The organism is Vibrio sp. 2130-1 (genome assembly GCF_033339515.1).
Genome location: NZ_JAWOUT010000001.1, coordinates 140,154 through 163,655, shown reverse-complemented (window position 1 = coordinate 163,655; position 23,502 = coordinate 140,154). Strand labels below are relative to the sequence as shown.

The 23,502-nt window shown below is 44.3% G+C and carries 34 protein-coding genes and 1 pseudogene; 4 read left to right on the top strand and 31 right to left on the bottom strand.

The window, feature by feature from the left end; all coding sequences use genetic code 11:
• Position 1: 1 nt before the first annotated feature.
• From R7Q09_RS00835 to R7Q09_RS00745, 19 genes and pseudogenes are all read right to left on the bottom strand, one after another.
• Positions 2 to 598 carry a phage tail protein gene (locus R7Q09_RS00835; RefSeq protein ID WP_042522470.1) on the bottom strand — a complete coding sequence of 199 codons (597 nt, stop codon included), beginning with the start codon at positions 596 to 598 and terminating at the stop codon, positions 2 to 4.
• Entirely contained in the window at positions 591 to 1,796 is a 1,206-nt protein-coding gene (locus R7Q09_RS00830; RefSeq protein ID WP_268662308.1) for a baseplate J/gp47 family protein, read from the bottom strand. The genes R7Q09_RS00835 and R7Q09_RS00830 overlap by 8 nt, the downstream gene beginning before the upstream one ends.
• On the bottom strand, positions 1,793 to 2,134 hold the full coding sequence (locus R7Q09_RS00825; RefSeq protein ID WP_017635436.1) for a DUF2590 family protein: 342 nt from the start codon (positions 2,132 to 2,134) through the stop codon (positions 1,793 to 1,795). The genes R7Q09_RS00830 and R7Q09_RS00825 overlap by 4 nt, the downstream gene beginning before the upstream one ends.
• Positions 2,124 to 4,103, bottom strand: a complete 1,980-nt coding sequence (locus tag R7Q09_RS00820) for a phage tail tape measure protein (RefSeq protein WP_318070800.1) — start codon at positions 4,101 to 4,103, stop codon at positions 2,124 to 2,126. The genes R7Q09_RS00825 and R7Q09_RS00820 overlap by 11 nt, the downstream gene beginning before the upstream one ends.
• Positions 4,104 to 4,133: 30 nt before the next feature.
• Complete coding sequence (locus tag R7Q09_RS00815; RefSeq protein ID WP_017821181.1) at positions 4,134 to 4,286, bottom strand: DUF6890 family protein; 153 nt, start codon at positions 4,284 to 4,286, stop codon at positions 4,134 to 4,136.
• A 32-nt stretch (positions 4,287 to 4,318) separates the two neighbouring features.
• Positions 4,319 to 4,600, bottom strand: a complete 282-nt coding sequence (locus tag R7Q09_RS00810) for a putative phage tail assembly chaperone (protein ID WP_017821180.1) — start codon at positions 4,598 to 4,600, stop codon at positions 4,319 to 4,321.
• The gene (locus R7Q09_RS00805) at positions 4,593 to 4,781 is read right to left on the bottom strand and encodes a hypothetical protein (RefSeq protein ID WP_140337432.1); all 189 of its coding nucleotides are present in this window, start codon (positions 4,779 to 4,781) and stop codon (positions 4,593 to 4,595) included. Before R7Q09_RS00805 ends, R7Q09_RS00810 begins: the two co-directional genes overlap by 8 nt.
• Positions 4,782 to 4,803: 22 nt before the next feature.
• The gene (locus R7Q09_RS00800) at positions 4,804 to 5,145 is read right to left on the bottom strand and encodes a hypothetical protein (RefSeq protein WP_052764199.1); all 342 of its coding nucleotides are present in this window, start codon (positions 5,143 to 5,145) and stop codon (positions 4,804 to 4,806) included.
• Entirely contained in the window at positions 5,120 to 5,710 is a 591-nt protein-coding gene (locus R7Q09_RS00795; protein WP_042522473.1) for a lysozyme, read from the bottom strand. Before R7Q09_RS00795 ends, R7Q09_RS00800 begins: the two co-directional genes overlap by 26 nt.
• Entirely contained in the window at positions 5,697 to 5,906 is a 210-nt protein-coding gene (locus tag R7Q09_RS00790) for an HP1 family phage holin (protein WP_017635442.1), read from the bottom strand. Before R7Q09_RS00790 ends, R7Q09_RS00795 begins: the two co-directional genes overlap by 14 nt.
• Before the next feature lie 4 nt (positions 5,907 to 5,910).
• The gene (locus R7Q09_RS00785; RefSeq protein ID WP_017635443.1) at positions 5,911 to 6,117 is read right to left on the bottom strand and encodes a TraR/DksA C4-type zinc finger protein; all 207 of its coding nucleotides are present in this window, start codon (positions 6,115 to 6,117) and stop codon (positions 5,911 to 5,913) included.
• A gap of 20 nt (positions 6,118 to 6,137) precedes the next feature.
• Positions 6,138 to 6,590 carry a phage protein gene (locus R7Q09_RS00780; protein WP_017821175.1) on the bottom strand — a complete coding sequence of 151 codons (453 nt, stop codon included), beginning with the start codon at positions 6,588 to 6,590 and terminating at the stop codon, positions 6,138 to 6,140.
• Between the two features lie 3 nt (positions 6,591 to 6,593).
• Positions 6,594 to 7,724, bottom strand: coding sequence for a DUF2586 domain-containing protein (locus R7Q09_RS00775; protein WP_193837614.1), 1,131 nt, complete (start codon positions 7,722 to 7,724; stop codon positions 6,594 to 6,596).
• Positions 7,725 to 7,726: 2 nt separating this feature from the next.
• Positions 7,727 to 8,386 (bottom strand): phage virion morphogenesis protein, encoded by a 660-nt coding sequence (locus R7Q09_RS00770; protein WP_268662306.1) that lies wholly within the window; start codon positions 8,384 to 8,386, stop codon positions 7,727 to 7,729.
• Positions 8,379 to 8,867: a phage tail protein gene (locus R7Q09_RS00765; protein ID WP_268662305.1), complete on the bottom strand. Its 489-nt coding sequence runs from the start codon at positions 8,865 to 8,867 to the stop codon at positions 8,379 to 8,381. Before R7Q09_RS00765 ends, R7Q09_RS00770 begins: the two co-directional genes overlap by 8 nt.
• Positions 8,864 to 9,328 (bottom strand): head completion/stabilization protein, encoded by a 465-nt coding sequence (locus R7Q09_RS00760; protein ID WP_017635448.1) that lies wholly within the window; start codon positions 9,326 to 9,328, stop codon positions 8,864 to 8,866. Before R7Q09_RS00760 ends, R7Q09_RS00765 begins: the two co-directional genes overlap by 4 nt.
• A 108-nt stretch (positions 9,329 to 9,436) precedes the next feature.
• Entirely contained in the window at positions 9,437 to 10,153 is a 717-nt protein-coding gene (gene gpM, locus R7Q09_RS00755) for a phage terminase small subunit (protein ID WP_318070799.1), read from the bottom strand.
• Complete coding sequence (locus tag R7Q09_RS00750; RefSeq protein WP_268662304.1) at positions 10,146 to 11,168, bottom strand: phage major capsid protein, P2 family; 1,023 nt, start codon at positions 11,166 to 11,168, stop codon at positions 10,146 to 10,148. Before R7Q09_RS00750 ends, gpM begins: the two co-directional genes overlap by 8 nt.
• A pseudogene (locus tag R7Q09_RS00745) lies at positions 11,168 to 12,033 on the bottom strand (GPO family capsid scaffolding protein). The gene R7Q09_RS00750 and the pseudogene R7Q09_RS00745 overlap by 1 nt, the downstream one beginning before the upstream one ends.
• Before the next feature lie 165 nt (positions 12,034 to 12,198).
• On the opposite strand from R7Q09_RS00745, the gene R7Q09_RS00740 reads away from it, so the two are divergent.
• The 3 genes from R7Q09_RS00740 (at position 12,199) to R7Q09_RS00730 (ending at position 15,331) form a co-directional block, all read left to right on the top strand.
• Entirely contained in the window at positions 12,199 to 13,986 is a 1,788-nt protein-coding gene (locus R7Q09_RS00740; RefSeq protein ID WP_318070798.1) for a terminase large subunit domain-containing protein, read from the top strand.
• Positions 13,983 to 15,014, top strand: coding sequence for a phage portal protein (locus R7Q09_RS00735; RefSeq protein WP_318070797.1), 1,032 nt, complete (start codon positions 13,983 to 13,985; stop codon positions 15,012 to 15,014). The genes R7Q09_RS00740 and R7Q09_RS00735 overlap by 4 nt, the downstream gene beginning before the upstream one ends.
• A 65-nt stretch (positions 15,015 to 15,079) precedes the next feature.
• Positions 15,080 to 15,331, top strand: a complete 252-nt coding sequence (locus tag R7Q09_RS00730) for an ogr/Delta-like zinc finger family protein (RefSeq protein ID WP_080773762.1) — start codon at positions 15,080 to 15,082, stop codon at positions 15,329 to 15,331.
• On the opposite strand, the gene R7Q09_RS00725 is transcribed toward R7Q09_RS00730, so the two are convergent.
• Both R7Q09_RS00725 and R7Q09_RS00720 read right to left on the bottom strand, forming a co-directional pair.
• Positions 15,317 to 15,808, bottom strand: a complete 492-nt coding sequence (locus R7Q09_RS00725) for a hypothetical protein (RefSeq protein ID WP_318070796.1) — start codon at positions 15,806 to 15,808, stop codon at positions 15,317 to 15,319. The genes R7Q09_RS00730 and R7Q09_RS00725 overlap by 15 nt on opposite strands.
• A gap of 6 nt (positions 15,809 to 15,814) precedes the next feature.
• Complete coding sequence (locus R7Q09_RS00720) at positions 15,815 to 16,075, bottom strand: hypothetical protein (RefSeq protein ID WP_238762516.1); 261 nt, start codon at positions 16,073 to 16,075, stop codon at positions 15,815 to 15,817.
• A 198-nt stretch (positions 16,076 to 16,273) separates the two neighbouring features.
• Here R7Q09_RS00720 and R7Q09_RS00715 point away from each other — a divergent pair, with 198 nt between their 5' ends.
• Positions 16,274 to 16,606: a hypothetical protein gene (locus R7Q09_RS00715; RefSeq protein ID WP_182036933.1), complete on the top strand. Its 333-nt coding sequence runs from the start codon at positions 16,274 to 16,276 to the stop codon at positions 16,604 to 16,606.
• Positions 16,607 to 16,721: 115 nt separating this feature from the next.
• Here R7Q09_RS00715 and R7Q09_RS00710 read toward each other — a convergent pair whose 3' ends face one another.
• The 10 genes from R7Q09_RS00710 to R7Q09_RS00665 form a co-directional block, all read right to left on the bottom strand.
• On the bottom strand, positions 16,722 to 17,621 hold the full coding sequence (locus R7Q09_RS00710) for a hypothetical protein (RefSeq protein ID WP_318070795.1): 900 nt from the start codon (positions 17,619 to 17,621) through the stop codon (positions 16,722 to 16,724).
• Positions 17,622 to 17,732: 111 nt separating this feature from the next.
• The gene (locus tag R7Q09_RS00705; protein ID WP_182036931.1) at positions 17,733 to 18,308 is read right to left on the bottom strand and encodes a hypothetical protein; all 576 of its coding nucleotides are present in this window, start codon (positions 18,306 to 18,308) and stop codon (positions 17,733 to 17,735) included.
• Entirely contained in the window at positions 18,308 to 19,039 is a 732-nt protein-coding gene (locus R7Q09_RS00700) for an AHH domain-containing protein (protein ID WP_318070794.1), read from the bottom strand. The genes R7Q09_RS00705 and R7Q09_RS00700 overlap by 1 nt, the downstream gene beginning before the upstream one ends.
• A gap of 184 nt (positions 19,040 to 19,223) precedes the next feature.
• Positions 19,224 to 21,311, bottom strand: coding sequence for a hypothetical protein (locus tag R7Q09_RS00695; protein ID WP_318070793.1), 2,088 nt, complete (start codon positions 21,309 to 21,311; stop codon positions 19,224 to 19,226).
• 54 nt (positions 21,312 to 21,365) lie between these two features.
• The gene (locus R7Q09_RS00690; protein ID WP_262580444.1) at positions 21,366 to 21,593 is read right to left on the bottom strand and encodes a hypothetical protein; all 228 of its coding nucleotides are present in this window, start codon (positions 21,591 to 21,593) and stop codon (positions 21,366 to 21,368) included.
• On the bottom strand, positions 21,575 to 21,796 hold the full coding sequence (locus R7Q09_RS00685) for a hypothetical protein (RefSeq protein ID WP_213963252.1): 222 nt from the start codon (positions 21,794 to 21,796) through the stop codon (positions 21,575 to 21,577). The genes R7Q09_RS00690 and R7Q09_RS00685 overlap by 19 nt, the downstream gene beginning before the upstream one ends.
• Positions 21,793 to 22,080: a hypothetical protein gene (locus R7Q09_RS00680; protein ID WP_213963253.1), complete on the bottom strand. Its 288-nt coding sequence runs from the start codon at positions 22,078 to 22,080 to the stop codon at positions 21,793 to 21,795. The genes R7Q09_RS00685 and R7Q09_RS00680 overlap by 4 nt, the downstream gene beginning before the upstream one ends.
• Before the next feature lie 63 nt (positions 22,081 to 22,143).
• On the bottom strand, positions 22,144 to 22,479 hold the full coding sequence (locus R7Q09_RS00675) for a hypothetical protein (protein WP_213963254.1): 336 nt from the start codon (positions 22,477 to 22,479) through the stop codon (positions 22,144 to 22,146).
• A gap of 9 nt (positions 22,480 to 22,488) precedes the next feature.
• The gene (locus tag R7Q09_RS00670) at positions 22,489 to 23,028 is read right to left on the bottom strand and encodes a phage regulatory CII family protein (RefSeq protein WP_104971994.1); all 540 of its coding nucleotides are present in this window, start codon (positions 23,026 to 23,028) and stop codon (positions 22,489 to 22,491) included.
• Positions 23,029 to 23,138: 110 nt separating this feature from the next.
• Positions 23,139 to 23,351 carry a hypothetical protein gene (locus tag R7Q09_RS00665; RefSeq protein WP_017821157.1) on the bottom strand — a complete coding sequence of 71 codons (213 nt, stop codon included), beginning with the start codon at positions 23,349 to 23,351 and terminating at the stop codon, positions 23,139 to 23,141.
• Positions 23,352 to 23,502 lie beyond the last annotated feature (151 nt).

The following is a 23,502-nucleotide window of genomic DNA, read 5'->3' as shown; positions in this document are numbered from 1 at the left end:
ATTATTCCTCTAGTTTTGCACTAAATAGCTGCTGACTCTGGCTGAAACAGGCCGTACGAATGTGCACCTGAATGGGATAAACGACTTCAAATCGATATCGACGGCAAGTTCTCCCATATTGCTCTATGAGCACTTGAACCAACTTGCTGTTTTGCGAGATATCGCCATCACTTAGCTCAATAGTACAAACGTCCCACTGAACTTCGTTTTGACGCTCTTTGAACTTAACGATACCAATGCCTAACCTTTCAAAAATCCGCTTGAAGCCCGCTACGCTACCTGCGTCTTTGGCGTTCACTTCTGCGTATTTCACTCGCTTTCGAAACAGTGAAAGTGGCTCACTCTCAAACCTTTTGATATCTCTATCCCATGCCATTAATTCCAATGCTTTTTCGTTACAGGTCAACGCATCCATTTGGCGAAGCGGAAATAGTAGGCTGCTCCAAACTATCCGGAAGAATGAAAAAACGCCTTTAGATAAAAAGTGAGGTTCTTTGACTTCATCCGCCGTCGTTCTTCCGTCCTGCCACCATGGGATCACAATTTCGGGTAAGCGAGGGGAATGTCGGCTTTGGTCGTAATTTCGAGACTCAGACATCCACGAGTTCCCTAACTGTGAGTGATTTCAAGCGAGGCTGTTCTAGCTTGCTGATAATGTCTTTTTGGACTTTTCCGTCTACGGTAAACCTTACCGATTCAACTTCCGTCATGTTGGTATGTATCTCAGTACCAAGCAAAGATAAGCTAAAACGATGCTCAGGTTTCGCGCGTGTCATTTCTGGGTAAGCTGCTGTTTCTCGAAAAGCCGCTCTAATCCTCTCTTCCACTTCAAGAAGTTCATTCACTTTGGTGGCGCTGTCTAAGTTCTCAGCTAAGACGACATCCGCCGTGATCTCATGTTTCGTATCGGGAATGGCTTTACAGGTAAGTACATCACCGTGACCGTGATGCCCTTTAGACATTATGTGCTCATTTAGCTGTTCAAGAACGGTTAGCGGGGTTGGTCCCACTTCCATCAAAATCAATGCTTCTGCTGAACCAGGGGTTATGTCCCCTGTATTTCTAAAATAGATGTTATCACTTCGGATCCCCGCTACGCTGGCGATGATAGAGCGATACACATCATCGATGTGCCATTCACCAGAGCTAGTAAAGGCATTTTGAATACGAAGCGCTAACTCTTCATCAGTCTCTGCGTCAGCACCGAGTACAGAGAGCCAGTCAGGTTCATTCACCGCATCAACAATGCCCGGTATCGCTTCAGGAATAATGTTGAAATACCCCGCCGGCAAGTTAAACGCGGAGCCCGCTTCAAGTGCTTCGACAAGCACCTTACCCTTTAGGTGACCAGCCTCGATGATTCCAGGCTCAATAACTTGAACTTTATACATAACGCCATCTATAGGTAGCGTTTGAATAACCGCCCCTTTCTCAATCGTCACCGCATCGGCAGCATTTGCTTTAGTTAGTGTGATGTAGCCTTGTGCTCTTTGAGCTACTTTCGGCGCGATATTGTGCTCCCATGCTTTTAGGTCCAGAGCCCAACGCTCAGCGGTTGCCACGAACATATTGGGCATAACGTGCTGAGCCAATAGATGTCTAGTCAGCCAAACACATGGCGTGACCACTGCAGCGCGAACCCAACGCCAAAACGGTGACATTTCGGAGTCATTCGAAACCTTACTACCAGCCCCCACGACTTCTTGTTTTAGTTTGGTTTCAAAGTCCTTTTCGGTAACTGGCACACCCGATTCACTTAGCACCTGAACAAAATCCGTACTTGGTCGTTTACTCATACTTTCACCTCAAGTTCCCCATATTCATAAGCCTTAGCGGTTAAGGTGATATCACCAGTTTCTGTTTCTCTTGCTGTCGCTGAACCCGGTACCACTCTTACATCTCTCTCAGCAAGTTGCTCAATTTGCACCATTACATCAGCGCGTAACGCTGGGTTTCTTTCTGCAACCAATTGGCGAGCCAATCCTGATTCCATGATCGCGTGCTTAATGTCCTGCGCGATGCTGTATAAATCACTGCACTCTTTAGGCTGTTGGCCTGCGTCCATATCCCAGCCACCCTCGACCACTTTGATATCGTTGTAGCGCTTGCGTTCTGTTAAGTCGTTACCCCACATTGAGCTCATCCCACTCGGCTAATTGGTCTGGTGTTATTCCGTTAGGGGCAGTGATATACACGTCGCCAAAAGAGCTAACTCGACTAGCATCACTGTGATTGGTTGTTTTCATATTGTTCACCACTTGAGGAGGCAATCGTGGCTCGTTGCTCTTCCCTTTATATTCGATAAACGGTTGAGGCGATTGAGTATCTAGATTTGGAGCTTCAACGTTGATGCTTGGCTGAGAAATAACCTGGCTTTCTGCAATTTTGAACGGCGCCATTTGCTCTGGCTTATATCCATAAACGTCTTGGTTCGTCGCTATCGCAGACTCGTAACTCATTTGAGGTTGAAGTAGTTCTAATTGCTTAACTTCTGACGCATCACCCGGAGTTAGGTTCTGTGATATAGGAGTACTGTGTTCAGCTTGGACGGCCGTTGTCATCTCTGGCGTTTCAATTTGGCTCCCCAGTTCAATATCAACACCTGGGATCATATTGAGTAAATCAACGAGCCCTTCGATAGCATGAGCAATAACATCAAACCAAGCCGTATCTTTAAACGCGGAGGTTAAGTCGTCCCACCAATAGATTGCCGCAGCAATACCACCTATAAGCAGCGCTATACCAGCGACAACCCAAGTTAACGGGTTGGCCCAAAGCGCGGCGTTAAATAGCCATGCAGCAGCAGTACTCGCCAGCGTACTAATACGCAGTAGTTTCATGATGCTATTTAAACTCGTCATGGTAACCGTCCAACCAGCAGACATCATTTGCCCGATCCCCATGGCAAGCGACAATGTTGCAATCACTCCACCAAGAGACAGGCCTGCGATGGCGACATAGCCAAGAATTTCAGCAAGCCAAGGAAATTGGTCCGTCCAACCAACAAGCACCATTAAGCCGTCAGCCATGGTGCCTACAACCGAATTGATTGAAGGAAGAATCGCACCAAATACCGCTGCACGAACCGCAAACCATGCCGCTTCTAACCGTTCCCACTGATCTGTCATGGTGCTGGCCATTTGCTCGGCCTTCGACATTCCCTCGATTTGACCAAGTTGGTCAATACTGCCTGCGAGTCCTTCGGTATCAGCCATTAATAACTTAATCATGCTAACGGCTTCTTCTGAGCCGAATGCCTTTTTCAAATCAGCCGCTTCAGCAACACTTAAGGTGTCACCATATTTACCTTTCAATTGTTCAAGAATATCTAGCATAGGCAGCATCTGACCTCGGCTATCGGTAAACGACAAATTGAGCTTATCTTGAGCGTTGGCCACACCCGCTAAGAATGCTTTGTATTTAGTACCCGCTTCGCTGCCACTCATGGTTGATTGAAGAGTGCCTAAAATCGCCATCTGCTCTTCGATAGCAACTCCTGCACTGGTCGCATTCGCTCCGATGCTAGTAAAAGCACTACTCATGCCTGCGCCTGTAGTCTTAAACATTTCAACAGACTGCGCGGTCATGCCGGCAATTTGTTTGGACCAAATACCAACCCCAATTTCATCAGCTTGATTTTTGAAAACACCATACATGGTGCCCATATAATCCGTAATGGTTGCTGTATCAGCCTTAGTCGCAGCAGCTAAAACGGCAGAGCTTTTGGTGATGTCAGAAAGGTTGTCTCCATCAATATCACCAAATGCTGACTTGATATCATATGAGGCGCCGACAATATCTGTGGCGGATTTCCCGTACTGTGCCGATGCCCAAAGTGCGGTCTTTGAAAGCTTCGTGAGATCCTCATCCAGAACCCCTAACGACTTCACTTCGCCTAGCTTTCTATCCATTTCAATCGCTGGCATCAGCGCATTTTGAATAGCAAAGCCCGTGGCGACTAAACCCGCACCACCTGCCGCCATGTTTTGCATGCCTTGCTTACCAGCATCCATCGAAGCTTGTACTTCTTTAGTAATCCCCTGCAACGGCTTGGTGACTTGATCAACCAACGCTATGTGCATCAACAGTTTTTCCATGCTCATCGCGTAATACTCACTCGCTCTTTATGTCTGTTAATGACTAAACAGTCGGCTGATAGCACTCATTACCGCTCTTTCTTCGCGTTCGAACTGGTGTTTGTCCAGCCAGATAGCGCGACTTAAACTTCTTTCGTCGTCTGGCTCACTCGGCAAAAAATGACGACGAAGGGCAAAGGCTTGTTCCAAAGGATTGTCTTCAATCCGCTTTGCCCTATCTGTTATTTTTTTAGTGTGATTTCGATACCACCTTTAGAAGCGTTACTGACCGTGGCATAAAGCTCGATAGTTAAGCCAGGAACGCTATCAAGTAACTCAGTGAGCTCATCTTTTTGCTCTGGGTTCACGGTACGCGTTAAGTACGTATAGGCAGGCGCGACTTTGTTGTTAGGCATCATGTCATTGGTATAGTTATTTGCATCCTGTACCGTTGGCGTAAATACGAAGTCAGTGCCACCGATAGCGACTACGACAGGTTTTGATGTAAAGGTAGGTTTAGTCATTTTTACTTCTCTTCTTGTTTTCGTGCCTAGCACGCCATTGCAAATAATCTTCAATCTGGTTATCACACTCAGTCAGTGCGTTTTTCAGCTTGGGAATGTCGTCGGTAACCACTTCTGGCCATGTCCCTTGAACTTGTGGTTTTGAACAGGGCACCAACATTCCAGCAGGTGGCAATTTCATGAACACCTGCGTTGCGACGGTTTCAGTAGGGTTCGCGCAGGCGGTCAGTAACAGTGGCAGGGATATGGCACTGAACGTTTGCCAGCTCTGTTTTAAGTGCTGCCAGGTCTGCATTGAGTTTTTCCTCTGCTGCTATGTGTTGCCGTTGCCGCTGAACTAACATGTTGTTAGCTTGCTCACTTTCACCCTTCAAAAATTCAATGGTGGTTAAGTTGATTTGGTTGTCTGCTTCTGCCTTGGTGAGCTTTTCACTTAATGTGGTTTTCTCTGCTTTGACGGTATGAAGCTGCAGCTTCAGCACCGCGATGGTCGTCACCAACACCGCAAGACCAATCCACTTAATCCATTTCCATGCAGCGATCACGTTCTAATCCTCTTCGAGTGACGAGTCCTTTAAGTACAACGCCCTGACTCTTTACCCACTCCGTAATGTGACCGCAGGCTTTGGGATAATTGCCATGTTTGATTGCTGCGTAAATCCGAGTGTCAGAGCCGTCCTTATTTTTGCGAAACTTGGTACACCCGAAGTTGAAAACAAAGCTGGTAAATGCGTCAAATTGACCTGTGCTCATTTGCGCTCCTGAAATCCTTTCTGCATTGGTCACACATCGTTCGGCCGATTGAATATTTTTCACCCAGTCGATCGCGACTTGCTCCAATGTGATTGGCGTATCTGGCACACCATGAGTATTCCCAATACCATTCGTAGGAATACCTCCCGGACAAACGTAAGGGTTCTGCCGGCATCCCTCGGCATCACCAATCAACTTCAGTCCTTTAGGGGTGATGCGCAGCGCTCCTAAGTCTCGTTCCGATACCACAACTTGCCCAATGGGCTGCGTCAATTCAGGTCCATAAACAGCCGTACCACCTGTTACCAAGCCGATCACAGCGACTACAGAACAAATGATCCGCTTAGTCAGTTTCACTCAGTGCTACTCCTTTTTCGCTAGCAATACGTTGCATTGCTCGCTTGTGCCAATAGTTCAATCCCAGTGCTGCAAGGCCAATCACTAGTGATAAAATGAAATACCACTGCTCAAATGTCAGCTTGCTGAAAGTCATTCCTGCCAATGACACAAGGTAAGCAACTCCACTGGTTAATTTGTCGAACCAATCTTTCATATCGTTACTCCAACTTAGCCTGGCAAGGTGCGCAAAACTGGCATCCCGCTATCGCTATCTGACGCCCTTCAGGGATAGGGTCACCACATTCAAGGCATTCTTTTGCACTCTCTTGTTCGCTTGTCTGCATAGACTGTTTAAGCTGGTTTGCGATTGCCATTTCAGTAAACTTGGTTTCGTTACTACTAGCATGGTCGATAAAGTCAGGCATTCGTTCTCTCTCTGATAGGCTTAAAGCAAACCGCGGGTATCATCATTACTTAGGTATGAGATGCCATTAATGCGAACAAAGTGAGGGCTCGTCACAAAGCCTTTAAGCTTGCGCTTGGTTTTATCACTGCTGTTTGGATCAACACTAAGTAAATCTGAGATTTGAAGCTTCACACCAAACAGCTCTACTTTGTCTTCATCATCGCCAGTATTTGCATAGAACATACAGTCGTGTGGCTTAATACCGCGCCAACTGCCAGCTTCGCGAGCTTTTTGTTGAAGCTTACGGAAGTTGTTCAAGTCCAGCTCATACTCAACATCACAACTCACAGCTCCATGAGTAAATCCAGTGGGAATGCCGCGCTCTTTATCAACAGCAGACTCATCATTGATGGTTGCTGTAGCCGACTCCACATGAACCAAAATCCCCAGCATGTTTATGTCGAAGCTTCGCCCTGTATAACGAGAATTCATTGTTTACTCCCCTAGTCGTTGATTGAGCATGATGCCGATGGTGATTTTCACTGGGCACTCGTAAGGTGTAACTGCGAGTAGAATTTCAACTTCTTCACTATTAACCCATGTAATGGTGATGTCATCGTCTTGAGGTGGTTTGATTTCACCAGGGAACTCGTAATCACCAATTTTTTTCACTACCGCCATTTCACGGAGGTCTTGAGTAAAATACAGCTTTGCGCTGGCTTCACTGCCTGGTGTGGAATTGAATTCTCGATCAGCAATTCGTGCAATTGCTCGTACCCGCACTTTACGTGCTGCTTTCATGGCGACACGAATGTGACGAATATCTTGATAATCACCACCAGGGACATCTAGCGTACGTCCAGTTGTCCAATATTGCCCCGGATAGTCCGGATACCACATCGGTACAGCGATTCGAGCAGCTTCTAGTGCTTTAAGTGTTGCTAGCTCTAATGGCTTTCCATCCTTATCTTTTGCTAATGCCATACTGCCGAGAATGCTGCCTGTTTTTACTCGTGCCGGTGAGTCAGCAATAGATACTTCTTGATTGGCCAACCGACCTGCATAAATGCCAACTGTAGAGTTTCCTTCGTGTACTTGTGGCACTACGGTGATGTATTCACTTGCAATGTTCTTTGGCACATTCACCGTTTGCGCTAACCACTCGGCCCATGTTTCACCGTCCTCGGAATCATTAATTCCTGGTAAGGAACAGATCATGAAAACTTCTCGTCCAAGCTTGGCTTTAAGTTCATGGCGAAATGCGACTGCATCTTCAAGAGTGGACGCTCCAGTATTTGGCTTATCCAACACAACAGCTTCAAAGCTTGATGTCTCATTGGCTTTAAAAACCGCAGCCTGCCAACTATCTGATGGGTTTAAAACGATCACACCGGCAGTCCAGTTCTGTTTCCCATTTAACTGAGCAGCTTTTAGCGTGAGCATGTGTACAGGGTCGATGTTATCGAACGCGCTGTCTGAAAAATCCGTGGTGTTATCCACCATAATTAGGTTGCGCTCTGTTCCTGCAACTGTGCCGTACACAACAAACAGAAAGTGAAATTCAACGCCCGGGATCGGTCCGCGCATCATGTTCAGAATGTTAATAATGACGGTAGGCCATGCCATGTTTAGTTGCTCCTATTTCGATTCATTTCCCGCTTGATAATCATTGCTGCCCGTTTCGGACTAATGCCTATCAATCGGCGTTCTGGGCGATCTACTTCCCACTTACGTGATGGCGTTTTATTTTCCAGATCACTAATCAGTTTTGCGGCTTCAGCGACGGTCATATTCTGAGTAATGAATTTGAGCGTTGGCTTTTTGCCTCTCTTCTGCCTGCCTTGGGGCGGAAGTCTGTAACCTAAACCGCGTAACTCTTTTGCTTGCTCTCTCGTTGCCGGGTCGGTTTTCTTTGGTTCTTTCGCTTTCTTGGCTTGCTTGAATCGCTGCTGCAATCCGCTTTCCTCTGCTTCACCTGTATGGTGAGCCAGTGCAACGGTTCCTCGTCTTGATGGCCAACCAACAACCAAAACCCGGTTATTGTCTTTTTGAAAATGCTTTAGCTTCTTAGTGAAACCTCTAAGCATTTTTCGCCTGCCGTTTTTGCGCTTTGACCACGCTTTACCGTCTGGGTCACGCTGTGCTCGAATGTTTTTTTTGGTCGTTTTGGTGATGTATTTACCAAGCTCTTTCAGCACTCGGGCTCTGGCTTTTTTCTCAAGCTTTAGCAGCTCGAATTGCTCTTTAACTCGCAAATAACTGCGCTTATCGGCCCGTATCTCATACATTGCGGAGAACTACATGTGATAGCCTTTCCGCCTGCCAAATCTCGTACTCTTCAATCTTCCAGCGCTGACCATTCCAATAGATTGGCCCGTCGGGGTCTGCAGCCACTTTGACGGGTTCTTCAAACATGACTGAGACCAACACTTCGGCGTTTTTCTCATCTTCCAGTACTACGTCTACGTATGGGTCGTCTAAGTCTTCGATGCGGAAACGGTCAGAATCGTTGTCCATCAACCACGCTCCAACATTAGCGAACAGCACCGCTGGGTCGCATTCTTTGAAAGGGAATTTGTCGAAGTAGAAGTCAGCAACATAACGCTGATACAGCAGGTCAAAACCATGACCCATGTGCTTGGTTTCTAGTTTCAACTCAACCTTGCCCATTTCACATTCCATGCGCTTGGCTATCTTGTCGCCCACAACGCTGATTAAAAATGCGTTTAGGTCACGCAGCTTGTAACCTGCTTGGTATTGCGTTCTCATAGCAAATCCACCGATGAACGGTTCAGCCCTTTCATATTTCTAATAATGCGCTGGCTTTCTGAAAGTAATTCAGTGCGCACCTCTACGCTTCTGTCTGCGATGTGATCGCCCTTGTCCTTGGTATGAACAGTTGCAATGTCCGGCAGCAAATCAGCTTTGGCTCTCGCAAATACTGCTGATTCGTATTGATATACAACACGGTTTTTATCATTCATTTTCGGAAATGTAGGAACATTGCCAGCAGTTGCATGCCCCTCTTCCCGATACTTAGCTTTTAAGTCTTCGAGTTGCTGATTAACTTCCGAAACAGCATTAACTAGAGCGATAGCAATACGTTCTGAGTCTTGAGCAGCAGGAATACCGCGACGCTTCTCAAAATCACCGGCATTGATGTTCGGCCAAAAACCGTCATTGGTGATTTCTGTCGCTTGATAATCCGAACCGGAAGATCCCGTAAACATCGTTATTCCTCTTTTAATAAGTGAGCCTCTAGCCACTGGGTCGACGGTATTGAGTTAGCCTATTGGCACTCTTACCTCACCAGCCGAGGCTCGGCGGCGTAGGAGCTGTTACAAATTTTTGTTGTCTTTAATTGCTCGAATACGTTGTTCTACCTGACCAATTTTGGTTTTCACCCCAATTTTTGCGTACTTCTCATGAGCACACTGCAGTAGAAACAAGGCCTTTTCCAAGGTATCTAAACAACCGATAGACGTCGGTTGCGGCTGTCCTTCTTCATTTCGAAGTAAGTGCAACCCAGCAAACCGATACCACTTGGCATGCACTTCTTCGTGTAGTCGCCATTCGCCCTCAACCTTTTCAAAAACCGCGCTGAAATAAGGCTCGATAGAATGTCCTCTGCCAGACTCTTTTTCCGCCCAAGCTAAAACTTCATCGGCGCACACGGTTGGCCAGTCACGTCGGAAGTTATCTGGTGTAGGTAAATCAAGCGCTATGGCTTTCAAGCACCAATCAATCGCTGTTTCCATGTCGTTGACATCGAACAACCAGATAACCATATTGGTGAAAATTGGGTTCTCGAATACTTCGCCTTTTGCTAGGTAAGCTTCCACGTACGGTTTGTACTTGGGCACCAAAACATCATGCTTATGTTTCACCTTGTCTTCGATAGCATTGAGCTGTTTTAGATACTTGCGGTCTTCTTCAAAATCGATCAGCTTGATGTGCAGGCTTTCGGTATTTGCACTAGCACTCAACTTCGATGCAGAATGACTGACTTGATTTTCTAGAAGCTGACGACGCTGCCTTGCTAAAGGACTAGCCATTCATTACCTCTGCAACGGCTGATTCGACGACTGAAACAGATTCGATAGCCGCGAACTTTTTAAGATTTCCCACAGCGTAACCTTCCATACGGATATGGTTTTGCTTGAAACGAAGCTCATCTTCATCGTTTTTCTGCTTACGCCACTGAGTGCCTTCTTGCGTCAGAATCTGTAGGTTCTTGGTATTGGTAACCCAAAGTTGATCAGCCGGGAAAAATGGTGGTGTGTAAGCCTTTTTGCCAGCAATTGTCTTGGCTAGGCTTTGAGCTGCTTTATGCTCTGTTGGACTATCGGCAGCCTCAAGTAAGCGGTGCTGCTCAGCCGCGACTAGATTCGACCCAACTAAAACAACGAGATCTGGGTCTTGGCGATGTTCGGGAGCAATCGTCGTGTTGATTAGATCTTGCGTAAGTGAATCAAGATTCTTGTATGAATCAGTCGCACTGCCTGTTGGGTCAAGCTTTGCTGATGCGAGTACCTGGCTAGATCTCTTCTCTTTAACTATCGTGAGCCAGCCTTTATTTACATCCTGGCCTAATGGATTTTTAATCGGGTCCGTATTAGTTGCGATAGACGTACCGTTAAAACCGACACGCAACATATCCAATGCAAAACGACGAGAAATCGCGCTTTTCATCATGCTCAACCAGTGACCTTTAGAGCCAGAGTTTGCCCATTGCGTCATAGTTTCCCAAAGGATGTGTGCTCCTGAATCTGTCTTTGTAAGCTCGAAAGTATTACCACTTTGCCCCACTTCCACGCTAAAACGTCCCGAACCAGAGCGACCGGTCGAAAGGCCATCATCACCAACATCAACAACCTGACCTTTGATTTGCTGAACTGGCAGCAATGAAACCATGCCTAAGAAAGCATCCGATTCCATAATTGCTTGACGTAGCTTAGTTTCCATTGGGGGCGTCAAGTTAAACGACTGTGTACCTTGCGGAGCATTTGCGGCGGATAACGTCGCTGTACAAAACTCTTGTAGATAACTGGTAGATAGTGCGTTCAGCATTAAAACATCTCCTTAGATGAGAAATATTCACTAGCACCTGATGGATCTGGTTCCTGGTCAGGGACTTCTTGTGATAGTTCAGCAAACTTAGTTCCTAGTCCGTTCACTTTCTCAAACAACGGATTTAGCTTTTCTTCCAGCGCAGCGGAAAACTGCTCAACCGTCGCATCTTTGCTTGCTACTTCTGGTGTTTCTGGTTGGTCGGGTGTGTTTTGCAAATTGAACTCTTCTTTTAGTTCTTGCTTAAACTCACCTTTGAAAGCAGAAAACTGCTCTTTTAGTGCGACTTTTAATTGTTCTTCGGTCACGTTGGTGCCCTCTGCTGTTGATAGCGTTTCTGGTTCTTCATCGTCAGAAGAGAAAAATTCATTGAATGCCGCAAAAAAGCGGTCTTTGCGAGTAAAGCAATCTGAAAAGTCCACCTCTTCTAAATGGCTTGCTTTGATCTCGGTGGTTTCCCCATGAACACGAGAGAATTGAAGGAGCGATGTTCCTGTGGAGGCTGGGGAGTCAGTCGCAGCTAGCCCATTAGATAGCAACGCCCTTCCCCCTTGTAGTCGGGATTTGGCTCAATAGATGTGAATAGTTTTTGTTTTTTACGATTGGCTTCAAGCAGGTAGTCATTCGGCTCTAGCTTGGCGAACAGACGTAATTTCCCACCTTGTTCCTCCGCTTTTACTTCAACCACTCGGCCCCAGTTTTCACCGTAACCGTAAAATCGACGATGCTCAGGCCAAATTAGTGCGGTGTACTCATCCATCGAATAACTAGCGGCCATTTGCTCAATCCAATCACGGGTTATTTTACGCCCGTCGACGGTCGGTCCTTCTGTCGCGATGATTTTCCACTCACTAATCTTTGGCATTTTTGTACTCAAACTTGTCAATCACATACGGTTCGAGCAAACAATACGCCTTTGAATGTGTCGTTTCAGCTACTTCAATTCCTTGTAATTCGGATACATTTACTATCCGAATTCATCCGAACTTTGCTTAGTCATCTGCAAGTTTTCGGCGCGTATGATGCGCTTATGGCATATTCTCCCGAAATACGACAAGCCGCCCGAGCACTCTATTTGAAAGCTTGGACGCCACGTGAAATCGCTACCGAACTGAACCTGAATAATGAGCGCATCATTTATTACTGGGCAGACAAATTCGGTTGGCGCGATATGTTGCGTGAACAAACCATTGATGAAGCGATAGCAAATCGAATTCAAACACTGCTTGAACTTGTTGACCCCACTAAAAACCAACTAGACATGCTCGATCGGCTTATCAAGCATCACGCTGCATTAAAGAAACAAAGGGCACAAGAAAAGCAGCAAGGTGAGCAACCTTTAAATACAGGGAATAAAAAGCACGACGGTACAAATAGCCGTAACAGCCAGAAATCTAGCAGTAATTCAAAATCGACCAAGAAACGTAAAAGTAAAAAGAATGACATCAGCGAACTGAGTGAAGATGACTTTGTCACATGGCATGACTCCCTGTTTGCCTATCAGCATGTAATGCGCAACAACATAAAACAGCGTATTCGAAACATTCTTAAATCCCGCCAAATTGGTGCAACTTACTACTTCAGTGGCGAAGCGTTAGAAGATGCGATTCTGACCGGCGATAACCAGATCTTTTTGTCAGCATCACGAGCTCAAGCAGAAGTATTCCGCAGCTACATCATTGCTATTGCAAAAGAGTTCTTAGACATAGAGCTGACTGGAAACCCGATCATTCTCTCCAATGGCGCTGAACTTCGCTTTTTATCTACCAATAGTAAAACCGCGCAGAGTTACCACGGCCATGTCTATGTTGATGAGTATTTCTGGATACCGAAGTTTGACGAACTAAACAAACTCGCTTCAGCAATGGCTACCCATAAAAAATGGCGTAAAACCTACTTTTCGACACCATCATCGAAAATGCACCAGGCATATCCATTTTGGACGGGCGACCAATGGCGAAAAGGCAGAGACTCACGCGCCAAAGTTGAGTTTCCAACGTTCGATGAATATCGCGATGGTGGTGTACTTTGCCCTGATAAGCAGTGGCGATATGTCGTCACTATTGAAGACGCTGCAGCAGGCGGCTGTGAACTATTTGATATTGAAGAACTGAAGGACGAATACAGTAAAGACGATTTCGATAACCTGTTTATGTGTATCTTCGTCGACGGCTCTTTGTCTGTATTCAAATTCTCTGACCTCGAAAAAGGCATGGTTGACTCTGCCCACTGGCAGGACTTCAAGCCGAAAACAAAATCACCGTTTGCCGGGCGTGAAGTATGGTTGGGTTATGACCCTAGCCGAACGCGAGACAATGCTTGTTTGGTAGTAATAGCTCCACCGGCAGTTGCAGGTGAAAAGTTTCGTGTCTTAGAGAAGCACTACTGGAAAGGGCTTAACTTCCAGTACCACGTAAGTGAAATTGAAAAGGTATTTCAACGCTACAAAGTCACTTACATAGGCGTTGATACTACAGGCATTGGTGGCGGTGTTTGGGACTTAATTAAGAAAAAGCACCCTCGTGAGGCCCACGCCATACATTACAGCAACGAAAACAAGAATCGCCTAGTAATGAAGATGATCGATATCGTAGAAGCAAAACGACTGCAGTTTGATGCCGAACACAAAGACATTGCTATGGCATTTATGGCGATTAAACGAGTGCCGACCAATAGCGGTAACGCTATGACCTTTAAAGCAGAGCGAAGTGAAACAACAGGCCACGCTGATGCGTTTTGGGCCATTTCACACGCCATTATCAATGAGCCGCTAGACCACAACACACCAACGAAATCAACCTGGGCGACTGCAGCATGAACAATCAAAAAGAAAAACTAGTACAACAGGAGCAACATGCGGAGTCTGTTTATCACCTTGACTCTACGCCTGAAGCAATTGACTCAACCAGTTGGATGACTTCATATTCTGAGCTTTTCTATAACGACACTGATGGTTACTGGGAACCACCAATCTCACGCCAGGGCTTAGCAGAAACTTCTCGTGCAAACGCCTATCACGGGTCTTTACTTAAAGCTCGAGCAAATTATGTTGCTGCCCGTTTTATTTCAGGTGGCGGTTCAAGACGTCGGCAGATTCAATCTTTTTGTAATAACTACTTCACGTTTGGTGATGCCGCATTTTTAAAAATCCGAGACCACTTCAAGCGTGTTGTACGCTTGTTTCCTCTACCGACCATGTATCTGCGTAGACGTAAAAATGGGGACTTCGTTTTGCTAGAGCGAGACAACAAGCAACGAGTGTACAAAGAGAGTGACATCATTTTTTTGCCTCAAGAAGACCTGCAACAGCAAGTTTATGGCCTACCTGATTATCTAGGTAGTTTACAAAGCAGCTTACTAAATCGAGATGCAACGCTATTTCGTCGTCGCTATTACAAGAACGGTGCACACATGGGATTCATTTTTTACGCCACGGATCCAAACCTTAGTGATGACGACGAACAAATGCTGAAGGAAAAAATCGCGAGCTCTAAAGGGGTGGGTAACTTTAGAAGTATGTTTGTTAATATTCCAGGCGGTGCAGAAAAAGGTATTCAGCTAATCCCGGTGGGCGATATAGCGACAAAAGATGAATTTGAGCGAATCAAAAACATCACTGCGCAAGACATTCTCGTAGGCCATCGCTTCCCTATAGGAAAAGCAGGAATAATTCCCCAGGGAACGACTAATCTGGGTGACCCCGTCAAAATTGGCAGTGAGTATGCCAAAGACGAAATCATCCCCGTATGCGAATTAATTATGGATGAAGTTAACAACGATCCCGAGATAAAAAATATCAAAAATCTACATTTAAAATTTGCTACTACGTTTGGAGAAAGCTCATAAACCTGTACAAAAACACAGCCCTTTGACGTATCATTATTTGGTCAGTCAATAAGTTAGGTGCTTGTATGAGAGTATTGTGTCCGGAGTGTGGTTGTAAAAGCCGAATTCAAAAATCCAATCGACTATCCAATAGTCATGCCGATTTATATTGCAGTTGTAGTGACCCAGAATGCGGGCATAGTTTTGTGATGAACTTGTCGTATAGTCACACTTTAAGCCCATCGGCAAAAACAACTAGTCAAATGGCTTTTGATTTATGTAAGGCGTTGCCGCCAGAAGCGCGACAACAACTCAAACATCAACTATCTATACTTTAGATTTGGGTTCATATGAACCCATCTAGCAGATTCACTTTTCTTGGGTTCTCGTATTCCGTAAGTGTAAAAAACAACAGCCGCTAGTACACACAAACCAGCCGCGGTTAATAATGAATCGTTATTAACTGCAAGCCGCCACGCTTGAAAAAGTGTTAAATCCAGATTTGAGAAATACATACCATAGAGTTGATATCCCTCTGTAGCTACCGTTAGAAAAACAATAGAGGGTATCGTCCGTTTGGAAATAAAGATCAAAACATGTTTAAAAGGCGTTCTGTCAGTAATCTTTTCATAAAAGCCCCAATGCAAGCTCAACCAAATCCATGAGGCAAATGCAACTGTCGTTGAAATTACTATCTGAGAGTGTTTATCAATGCCCTCGAGAGCTTTAAAAACTTCTAGCTCAAACAGAACTAGGTAAGGAGCCAATATAAGAGAGATTACTATATAGGAAATTTTAGGTACTTTTTTCATCATTACTTTTCAAACTTGGGTTTCTATTTCACTAGCCATCTCGATAATACTCAAGATGGCTTTTTGTTTTTTGGTGTCCAACTGCCCTTTTGTATCCGCAAGTATTAAACCAGCGATATACGCTCCAGCCGCTCGAGTTCTCTCTGTTGCCTCACTACTAGCCACTCCATCAATGACGATTTCTAAAGCAGACAACAAGATATCGTTTTGATTTTTATTCGACATATCAACACCCTTACCAATCATTAGTGAAATATACTGTATATCCATACAGTTTTCCACCGTGGTTTTTAGATACAATTCACTCATTAGGTATTTTGATAAAGCCAAAATATAAAATTATACGGGAACATAAGCACTGAACACGATATGAGCATGGTTGCCTATTGGTTCATTTTGCGTACAATACTTGTTTAATAGAATTGTTTCCCCGTAGATGGGTTAATATTTGAGGAATAAAGATACCTAATGGAAAATGTAAAAGAGTTATTAGATTCTATCGATCAAGCAATTAAGCGCTTGGTATCTCCAGTAGCAATGCTTGTTGGTGCAGCTTTGCTCGGAAATGGCATTGGTAAACCACAAGCAAATGAGTTTGTTATCCACTTTCTCATGGTTTTACTTAGTGTAGGTGCTTTGGGATATATGATTCTTTCCGGTAAAGAGGCTATTGCTACATTCAAAAAACTAACCATAAGCAACTGGAAATATGGCTTATTAACAATCTACTTCATTTTGATATATTTTGTTCTTTGCGTTGTAGCTATTCACTTAGGGTTTGATAAGCTGCCTACCACATAACTCTCATTGAACAATACTTCGCAGTTAAGTGAACTCTTAGTTTGAGAGAAAAACGCAATCCAGAATATTCTGATTGCGTTTTACCAAAGTTTCATCTTTTAAAAACGGTAACACTTTAACTCTTTTTTACGCCTAAGAGTTGATCACAAGTTAAACCTTCCGAATGTGGTGGGGTATCATTTTCTTCATTATGATTGCTAGCACCCTTTATATTCGGATTTACTTGTTTAGAAACGCATGAAGCCACCTTTCCATTTTTAATCCTAAGTAAAAATTCATTTGTTACCATATACATATACTTAGAGTCACTATGTATTATTACTCCTGAAACCAGCCCAGGTTCCACATCAACAGGGATTTTTTCGCAACTTAATATCATCTTCTGATTACGATACTCAGGCAAATCCCAAGATAGCTTCTCACAGACTTCTCCCTCATCGCGAGCCAGGAATGATTGAGCAGACAAAGAGCCCATCTGATATGGAAAGTACAGCGGTATCATAACAATAGCTGAAAGTGCTACTATCACTGCAAAGCACGCCAAATGACTAAAATAAACAATGGGAAATACAAACAAAGCACTCATCACTGGCTTTCTTTCTATTAGAGGTTTTTCATGCTTTTTAGAAGATAAATCTAGTTGAGGCTTTAAAGTAAGTTTTTTCCATACTTTACAATTATATACAATTACAAAGAATACACAGAACCCCGTCACTATAAGTGATATTTCCAGGGGAAATACCAGTAGAGTACTTAAGTTAGCCAGCAACGCTTTGCTAAAAACCTCTCCTAAAAAAACTTGAGAATAAATCAATGGCGAAAATATGCTATCGAGAGACGCACCAGAAAACCCAATTTCGCCCATATAGCCGTAAAAATAAAGAGCACCAGATAAATATATATAAAAAGAACACAGATAGATGAAATTATATGATGCTATATAGTCGAATAGACTTTTCTTCGTAGTAGTTATTTCCTTTGTTTCTGATACTTTACTTTGATTGATTTGAGTCATGTGCATTTTACTTTCTGAGACATAAATAAGGGTATTTTTTATCTATGTATGCATAGCAGAGCCGTCGCTCTGCTTTATTTTCGGAAGGGTTGTTTAAAATCAAGTTATTCGTTAACTGAATGGATCTGTCAGATTAGAAGAGAATACGAGCCCATTAAGCTGATTTTGTTCACACATAGCCTTGAACCTCTCTGTACAGTATAAGTTGCTGGCCCCTTCTAATCTTGATTTAAAGATCACTTTATCTTTCACATCATCATCAATGAATGCAAGAACCTCTAGTCCATCAGGGCTTCCATATGAAATCTTCTCGACACACTTTTGTCTATCTTCTTTTCCAAAGGTCAGCGATGTATATAAATACCATTGTTCACCTTGATAGTTGACAGGTAAAAAATCCCCGCTTTCAGATAAGCAACTATTTAGAGCTTCATATGCCCTCGGAGATAAAACAAGATATGTTCGTAACCATAAGCTAATATCAGGCAATACAGAGTTGTCGGTTAACACATCTTCAAACTCGACCTCCGCAGGCTTCCAAATATCTTTCAGAGATTTATTTTCAACAGCTTGCAATAAGATTCTCTCAAAATAGTCGAAATCCCCCAACTGGGTAGCGATTTCATCTGGGCCAGAGCATACCGACTGAAACTTAGTTAAATCATCTGTAATTTTATAAACCGTCATCATCCTTTCCAAACTTCATTCTTAGCTTCCAAGACCTCTTTAGGGTAGGTACCACTCTTCAACTCCATTTTGACCCGAAGTAAGTTAGCCTCAAAGTGCTGTTTACTCGGAATACCCTTCGAAAATTTGGAACTAATCCAGGTTTCATAATTAAATGTATGGATCGAACGATGAGCAGGAGACTTAGGTGCTTCCCAGTTAAAGTCCGTATGTTTCGCATAATTTGTTAACCAAACACCATTTACGGGCGCATTTATGCCAATTTTATGCATGTGCAAATTTAATCTTGCGGCTCTCATTTCTGCTTTTCTAAACCTTCCCGAACCAGGAATGATATGGTGAGGCTCATGGTTTTTAGTTGGTTTAGGCTCTCCTGCTGCGGTTAGGTTATTCGCTAGTTTCGTCGTCGGATGATGCTTTTCAACGAACAACTCTTTCGCATTTTTTTTTAAGTTTTCTACAGAGTACGATTGCAACTTAGCTTGCATATCTTCAACTCGAGCATGAGCAATGAGTTCAATCCTCATTTTTTTCAAAAACCTCAAGTCTTGTGCTTCAAACTGCAATCGTTTTGCTCTTTGCTGTTCAGTTTCACCCGCAGGTGGAGCTACACGATACTTGCTATAGAAATCGTCGACTAACGCATCAAAACGATCTAAGGCCAACTCAGCTGCAGTTGGATTACTAGGACGATTCGTTTTTCGTCCAACTATACTCAAATTATGCTTCATACTCGTATCCCTCGAACAAACAAAGCCGTTGGATAACATTCACATAACTGACGAGCAAATAATCAATAGCTTTTATGTGGGCTACCGCTCAGATTTTTATGCAAACAATAGCACTTCAAATCAGCTTTAAGAAATAACGAATCACTACTCTAGCCTTAAAGTTCTTATGACGGCACAAACCGGACTAACTCAATATTGGAAAAAGCCGCCCCTCGAGATAATCTGCCGTAATGCTATACCAATAAGAAAGCTCACTTTCATCAACTTCCAGATGTGCTACAGGTTCATGTAATAGTGATTGCCAATAGGACTGATTATCTTTAAATCGCTGATATTCAGATTGATAGAAGTGGCTCGCACTCTGTTTTATATCGCTCAGGTCCAGATCTCTACAATTCAATGACCACCCTCTTGCACCAGCAGCCCAAACCATAAACTTGTCTACTTTATCCTTAGCCAGTTCTCCTTCAAACGTAATGCAGAAGCGATTGCTCGTATTCACGTGCACTCCCCTGCTATGCAAGTTCTGACTCAGCTTTTCGGCCTGCTTTTCCAAACGGATGATTCTCTGATAAAGCTTGTTCTGATATTCCTCAGATTTCTGCTGCTTTTTGGCGATCGCTTTGGCCTTGATGGTTTGCTCTTTGGCATTTCGTAGCTTACGGATTTGCCGCTTAATTGGCTTTTTCCATTGCTCAAGTTTGTATCCCAACTCCTTAATTATTGCGGTCATATTGCCAGCTTCAAACGAAGCAAGAGTTTCCCAGGCAGGAGCTCTTGAGCACTTCGCGATATTGTATCGATTTCCCTTGATTAGCCCTTGGTCAGCATTTTCACCTTTAGCGGCATAACCGACTGCTTTGATAATGTAAGAACCAGCGGCTTTTGGCTTTTTGATTCGCTCTAATTTCGCAAACCCGTGCCCCCATATCTTTTCAAGTCGCTTAGCCCAAGGACTAAAGAGATGCTCTGGTACTGTCCAACGTAGCAAAATATGAACGTGTGGATTAGGCTCTCCATCTTCATTGGCTGGACACTCGGCTACCCATATGTAATGGAAATCAGCAGGTAAGTTAGTCGGCCCAACATCGCTGGGTTGAGCATGTTTAGCAACCTTCTCCTGGGATAAGTCGCAGTACTTTCGTCCACTATCTTTGTCAACTTGGATGGTATGATCCGCAACCCAGCCGCGTTGATACATTTTCTTTGCGCCATCAAGAAAACGAGAGACTTCTTTACCTATCGTTGTCTCTAAGGTTTTTTCCATCGAGAACTCTTGCTTGGGCTTTTGTTTAAGATCGCAATACGGCCCGGCTATGACACTGCCCTGGTTCATAGCTTTAACACGCTTACTATCTAAGGTTGGAAACAGCCAGTATTCTCCACCAATATCCGTGATTGGTTGGTCAACTTTCTTTTCACCACGCTTAGGATGTACTGTCACCATGTTGCGCTTATAGATTATTGGATGATGCGACCCCATGCTGACACACTCACTTCCATCCAACATTCCACCGAATATGGCCATTCGTTGTGCCTTGGTGAAAGTCAGCGTGAGAAAAGTAGAGAAACCACCATGGCAAGCTGCAGTATAAGCCCCTGCCTCAAAGATTTTAGAAACAGAACGGGACGTCAACTTTTCCGAGAATCTCTCACCACTGTTTTCCGAAGGCGCAGCACTAGATGGCGTTTCGGTTACCGCCTGAAACTTATAAGTTTCATTCCAAGACCGGTGCATTAGCTGCATTGAAATAGGAATCTTTTTAGGTTCGCCTTGTCCTCGTTTTCCATTCTGATTGAGAATGGCAGGTTTGGAGCGCTCGTTCGTTTCATACAAAGCATCATGGCTGAAGTTGGCGTCGGCATTGCTGATGATACTTTTAGGGCGTAGAGACTTGCTCAGACTCATCAATTGCTTAATTTGCTTGTCTTTTCTGTGGCGAAATTTCTCTGTCGGACTTTTGCGCCCTTTGACTAGCCTATACTCTTCGGCGATTCTCGCCGCCGCTTCGCGGTCGTGTTCAGAGAGATAATTTACAGATTTATAAAAGTCAGTTCTCTCTTGAAGATCTCGTTCGCGCTTGGACTTTCGGTTGGGAACGCGGTCATATATCGCTATTTTTTTGACCATTCCGCTATCCAGAAGCGCTTGTTCTTGGTCTGAGTATATCTTGGAACCTAAAAAACCAGCATTATAGCTGGCGTCATTATTTTTGATTCGGTCCAGGGGCATCACTGCCCCGCCGATATATAGAAGATCAGACTGATTCATAATCTATCCGTAGTTTGTCCTTACCTACAGAGAAAACGGTAAACTTTGGGTGCGTCATACCGCCTCCAATTCCTGAGTCGTCACTAGCATGAAACCACCTTTCATGTTGCCTTTGCTCAATACACCTTTGCTTAGATGAGTACAACTAAGGGAAACACACGCTTGTTCGATGGCTTGGTCTAATGAGTCGAAATCACCAACTATTACATTGGCAACTTCTTGAGTTTCTTCATGGCGGATAACACCGCCAGCTGGACAAAGCATTATTGCGGCGTATTGCATGACTCACGCTCCTGTTCTTCTAAGTAGCGACTCGCCTCATCAATGAAAGAGCGTCCGCCTTCCACCGTTAACTCTGCATCAATAGTCCTGTATCCGGCAGAACGCGTAATCTCATAGCCAGCTTCGATACAGTCACAACACTCTTCCAATCGGTCTTTCAACATTTCAATTAACTGGCTGGCTTCACTCGAACTATTGTTCATGCGGCATCCTCCGCTTCAACTGCATCACGACGAAAAGCAATGCGTTCAATCAGGTAATCTTCAATATTCAGTAGTTCTTCTAGCGCTCGTTCCTTATCAATCAACACAACGTTGTGGGCGTGGTTAGTCGTGTTCTCATCAAACACAATCACGTTGAGAAGGCTCATTTTTGATGAGTACTCGATACGAATACTGATAACATCTGAGCTATCCAACGCCAAAGCGAACAGACTATTAATGGTTGTTTGGATAGCGAGTTTGTTTGCAACTTCATTTAGATTCATCTTTTATGCTCCTACGCTAAGACGAAAAAAAGCCCCCTATTAAAAGAGCAAAGGCTTGGAGAATTAATGGGTACTACTGAATTGGTAATTCTTGAGGCGTCGAACGTCACCAAGATTGCGATCGAACAACGTCGCGATTTCTTTAATCTGTTGCATGCCGTTACGGATTTTTTGAAGCTCCAAATCATTGAAGCTTTCAAACTCTCGCACATGCTCTGAGGCTTTCAGATCACTGGCGACTAAAACCATACCGCGAAAACGTGGTGGCATAGCGTCCCACAATTTTTTCAACTTGCCGCGTGTAGCGGAACCATTGAACAAGGCTTTACAAGCGGCAATGCTCTCGCTGGCGTTGGGTATTTGCTTTTGTTGTTCTTGTTGAATAGCTAGCTGACTCATTGGTTCTCCTTAGGCTAAGCCTGGAAGTGGCGCACCGTTGGCGAGGAAATCTGTGCCCATTTGCATGAGTGGCTGAAAGCCGGTGGTGCGATTTTCTAAATCGTTGACGAACAAAACCAAGTTGCCGATGGCCGCTTGAACCTTGGCAATGGTTTTGCGCTTTTGACTGCGAGGTAAACGGTCTGCGCTGCACATGTGCATTGCATCGCTAGACAGCTCACCTGAATATTGGTTGTTAAGTAACGTGCGCTCTAGAAGGTTCTTCTCTTCCCCGTCTTGAGGTAACTGAACCGTCACGACACCTAGGTCAGCAAAGAGTGTGTTCACAATGGTGTAATCGCCGGATTCTTTACTCAGCAATGCCAAATCCACTGGATCTAGTTTGTGAGGCTGTTCTGGGTTTAGCTTGTTACGCAGCATTCTCCCAGTTAGGCCAATGCGTGGAGCCAGCTTTTCCATATTGTGATTGATGGCGAAGTCGCAGCATGCAGCGTTAAAAGATTGCTGTTTGCGTTCGCGGAATCCGCACATAGCGATATTTGCGTCCATGATCCACACTCTTACATGAAAAGCGGTACGTGAATGACAACCAACTCAAACTCATTTAGCCACATTAGGCAGTGTATTTTGGTTGGAATAAGAGAGGAAAAACCCATGACTTAGCCCAGTGCAGCAATGGCTTCACGAGCCGCCATTTCGTGCATAGCAACCATGTTAATCAATGGCTTATCTCGACGTTTATCTTTTGGTTTGATGATGACGCGACCTTCAGTCACATATTGTTTGATAGTGCCCATCGGCAAACCAGTAAGGCGAGAGTATTCTTCGTAAGTCACATATGGGCTGAGTGGAGGTATCTTGTACGTTAACATGGTGATATCCTTGCGTTTATGTCTATCTTTATCGGCTGTCACTTGCTTTGGTCGGCGTGACTTCCGGAACACAAGAATTATTGATCTCATTTGACATACTTACAAGATCTTATTTGAGTATTTATGGAATTTATTTGGGACAGGAATCACA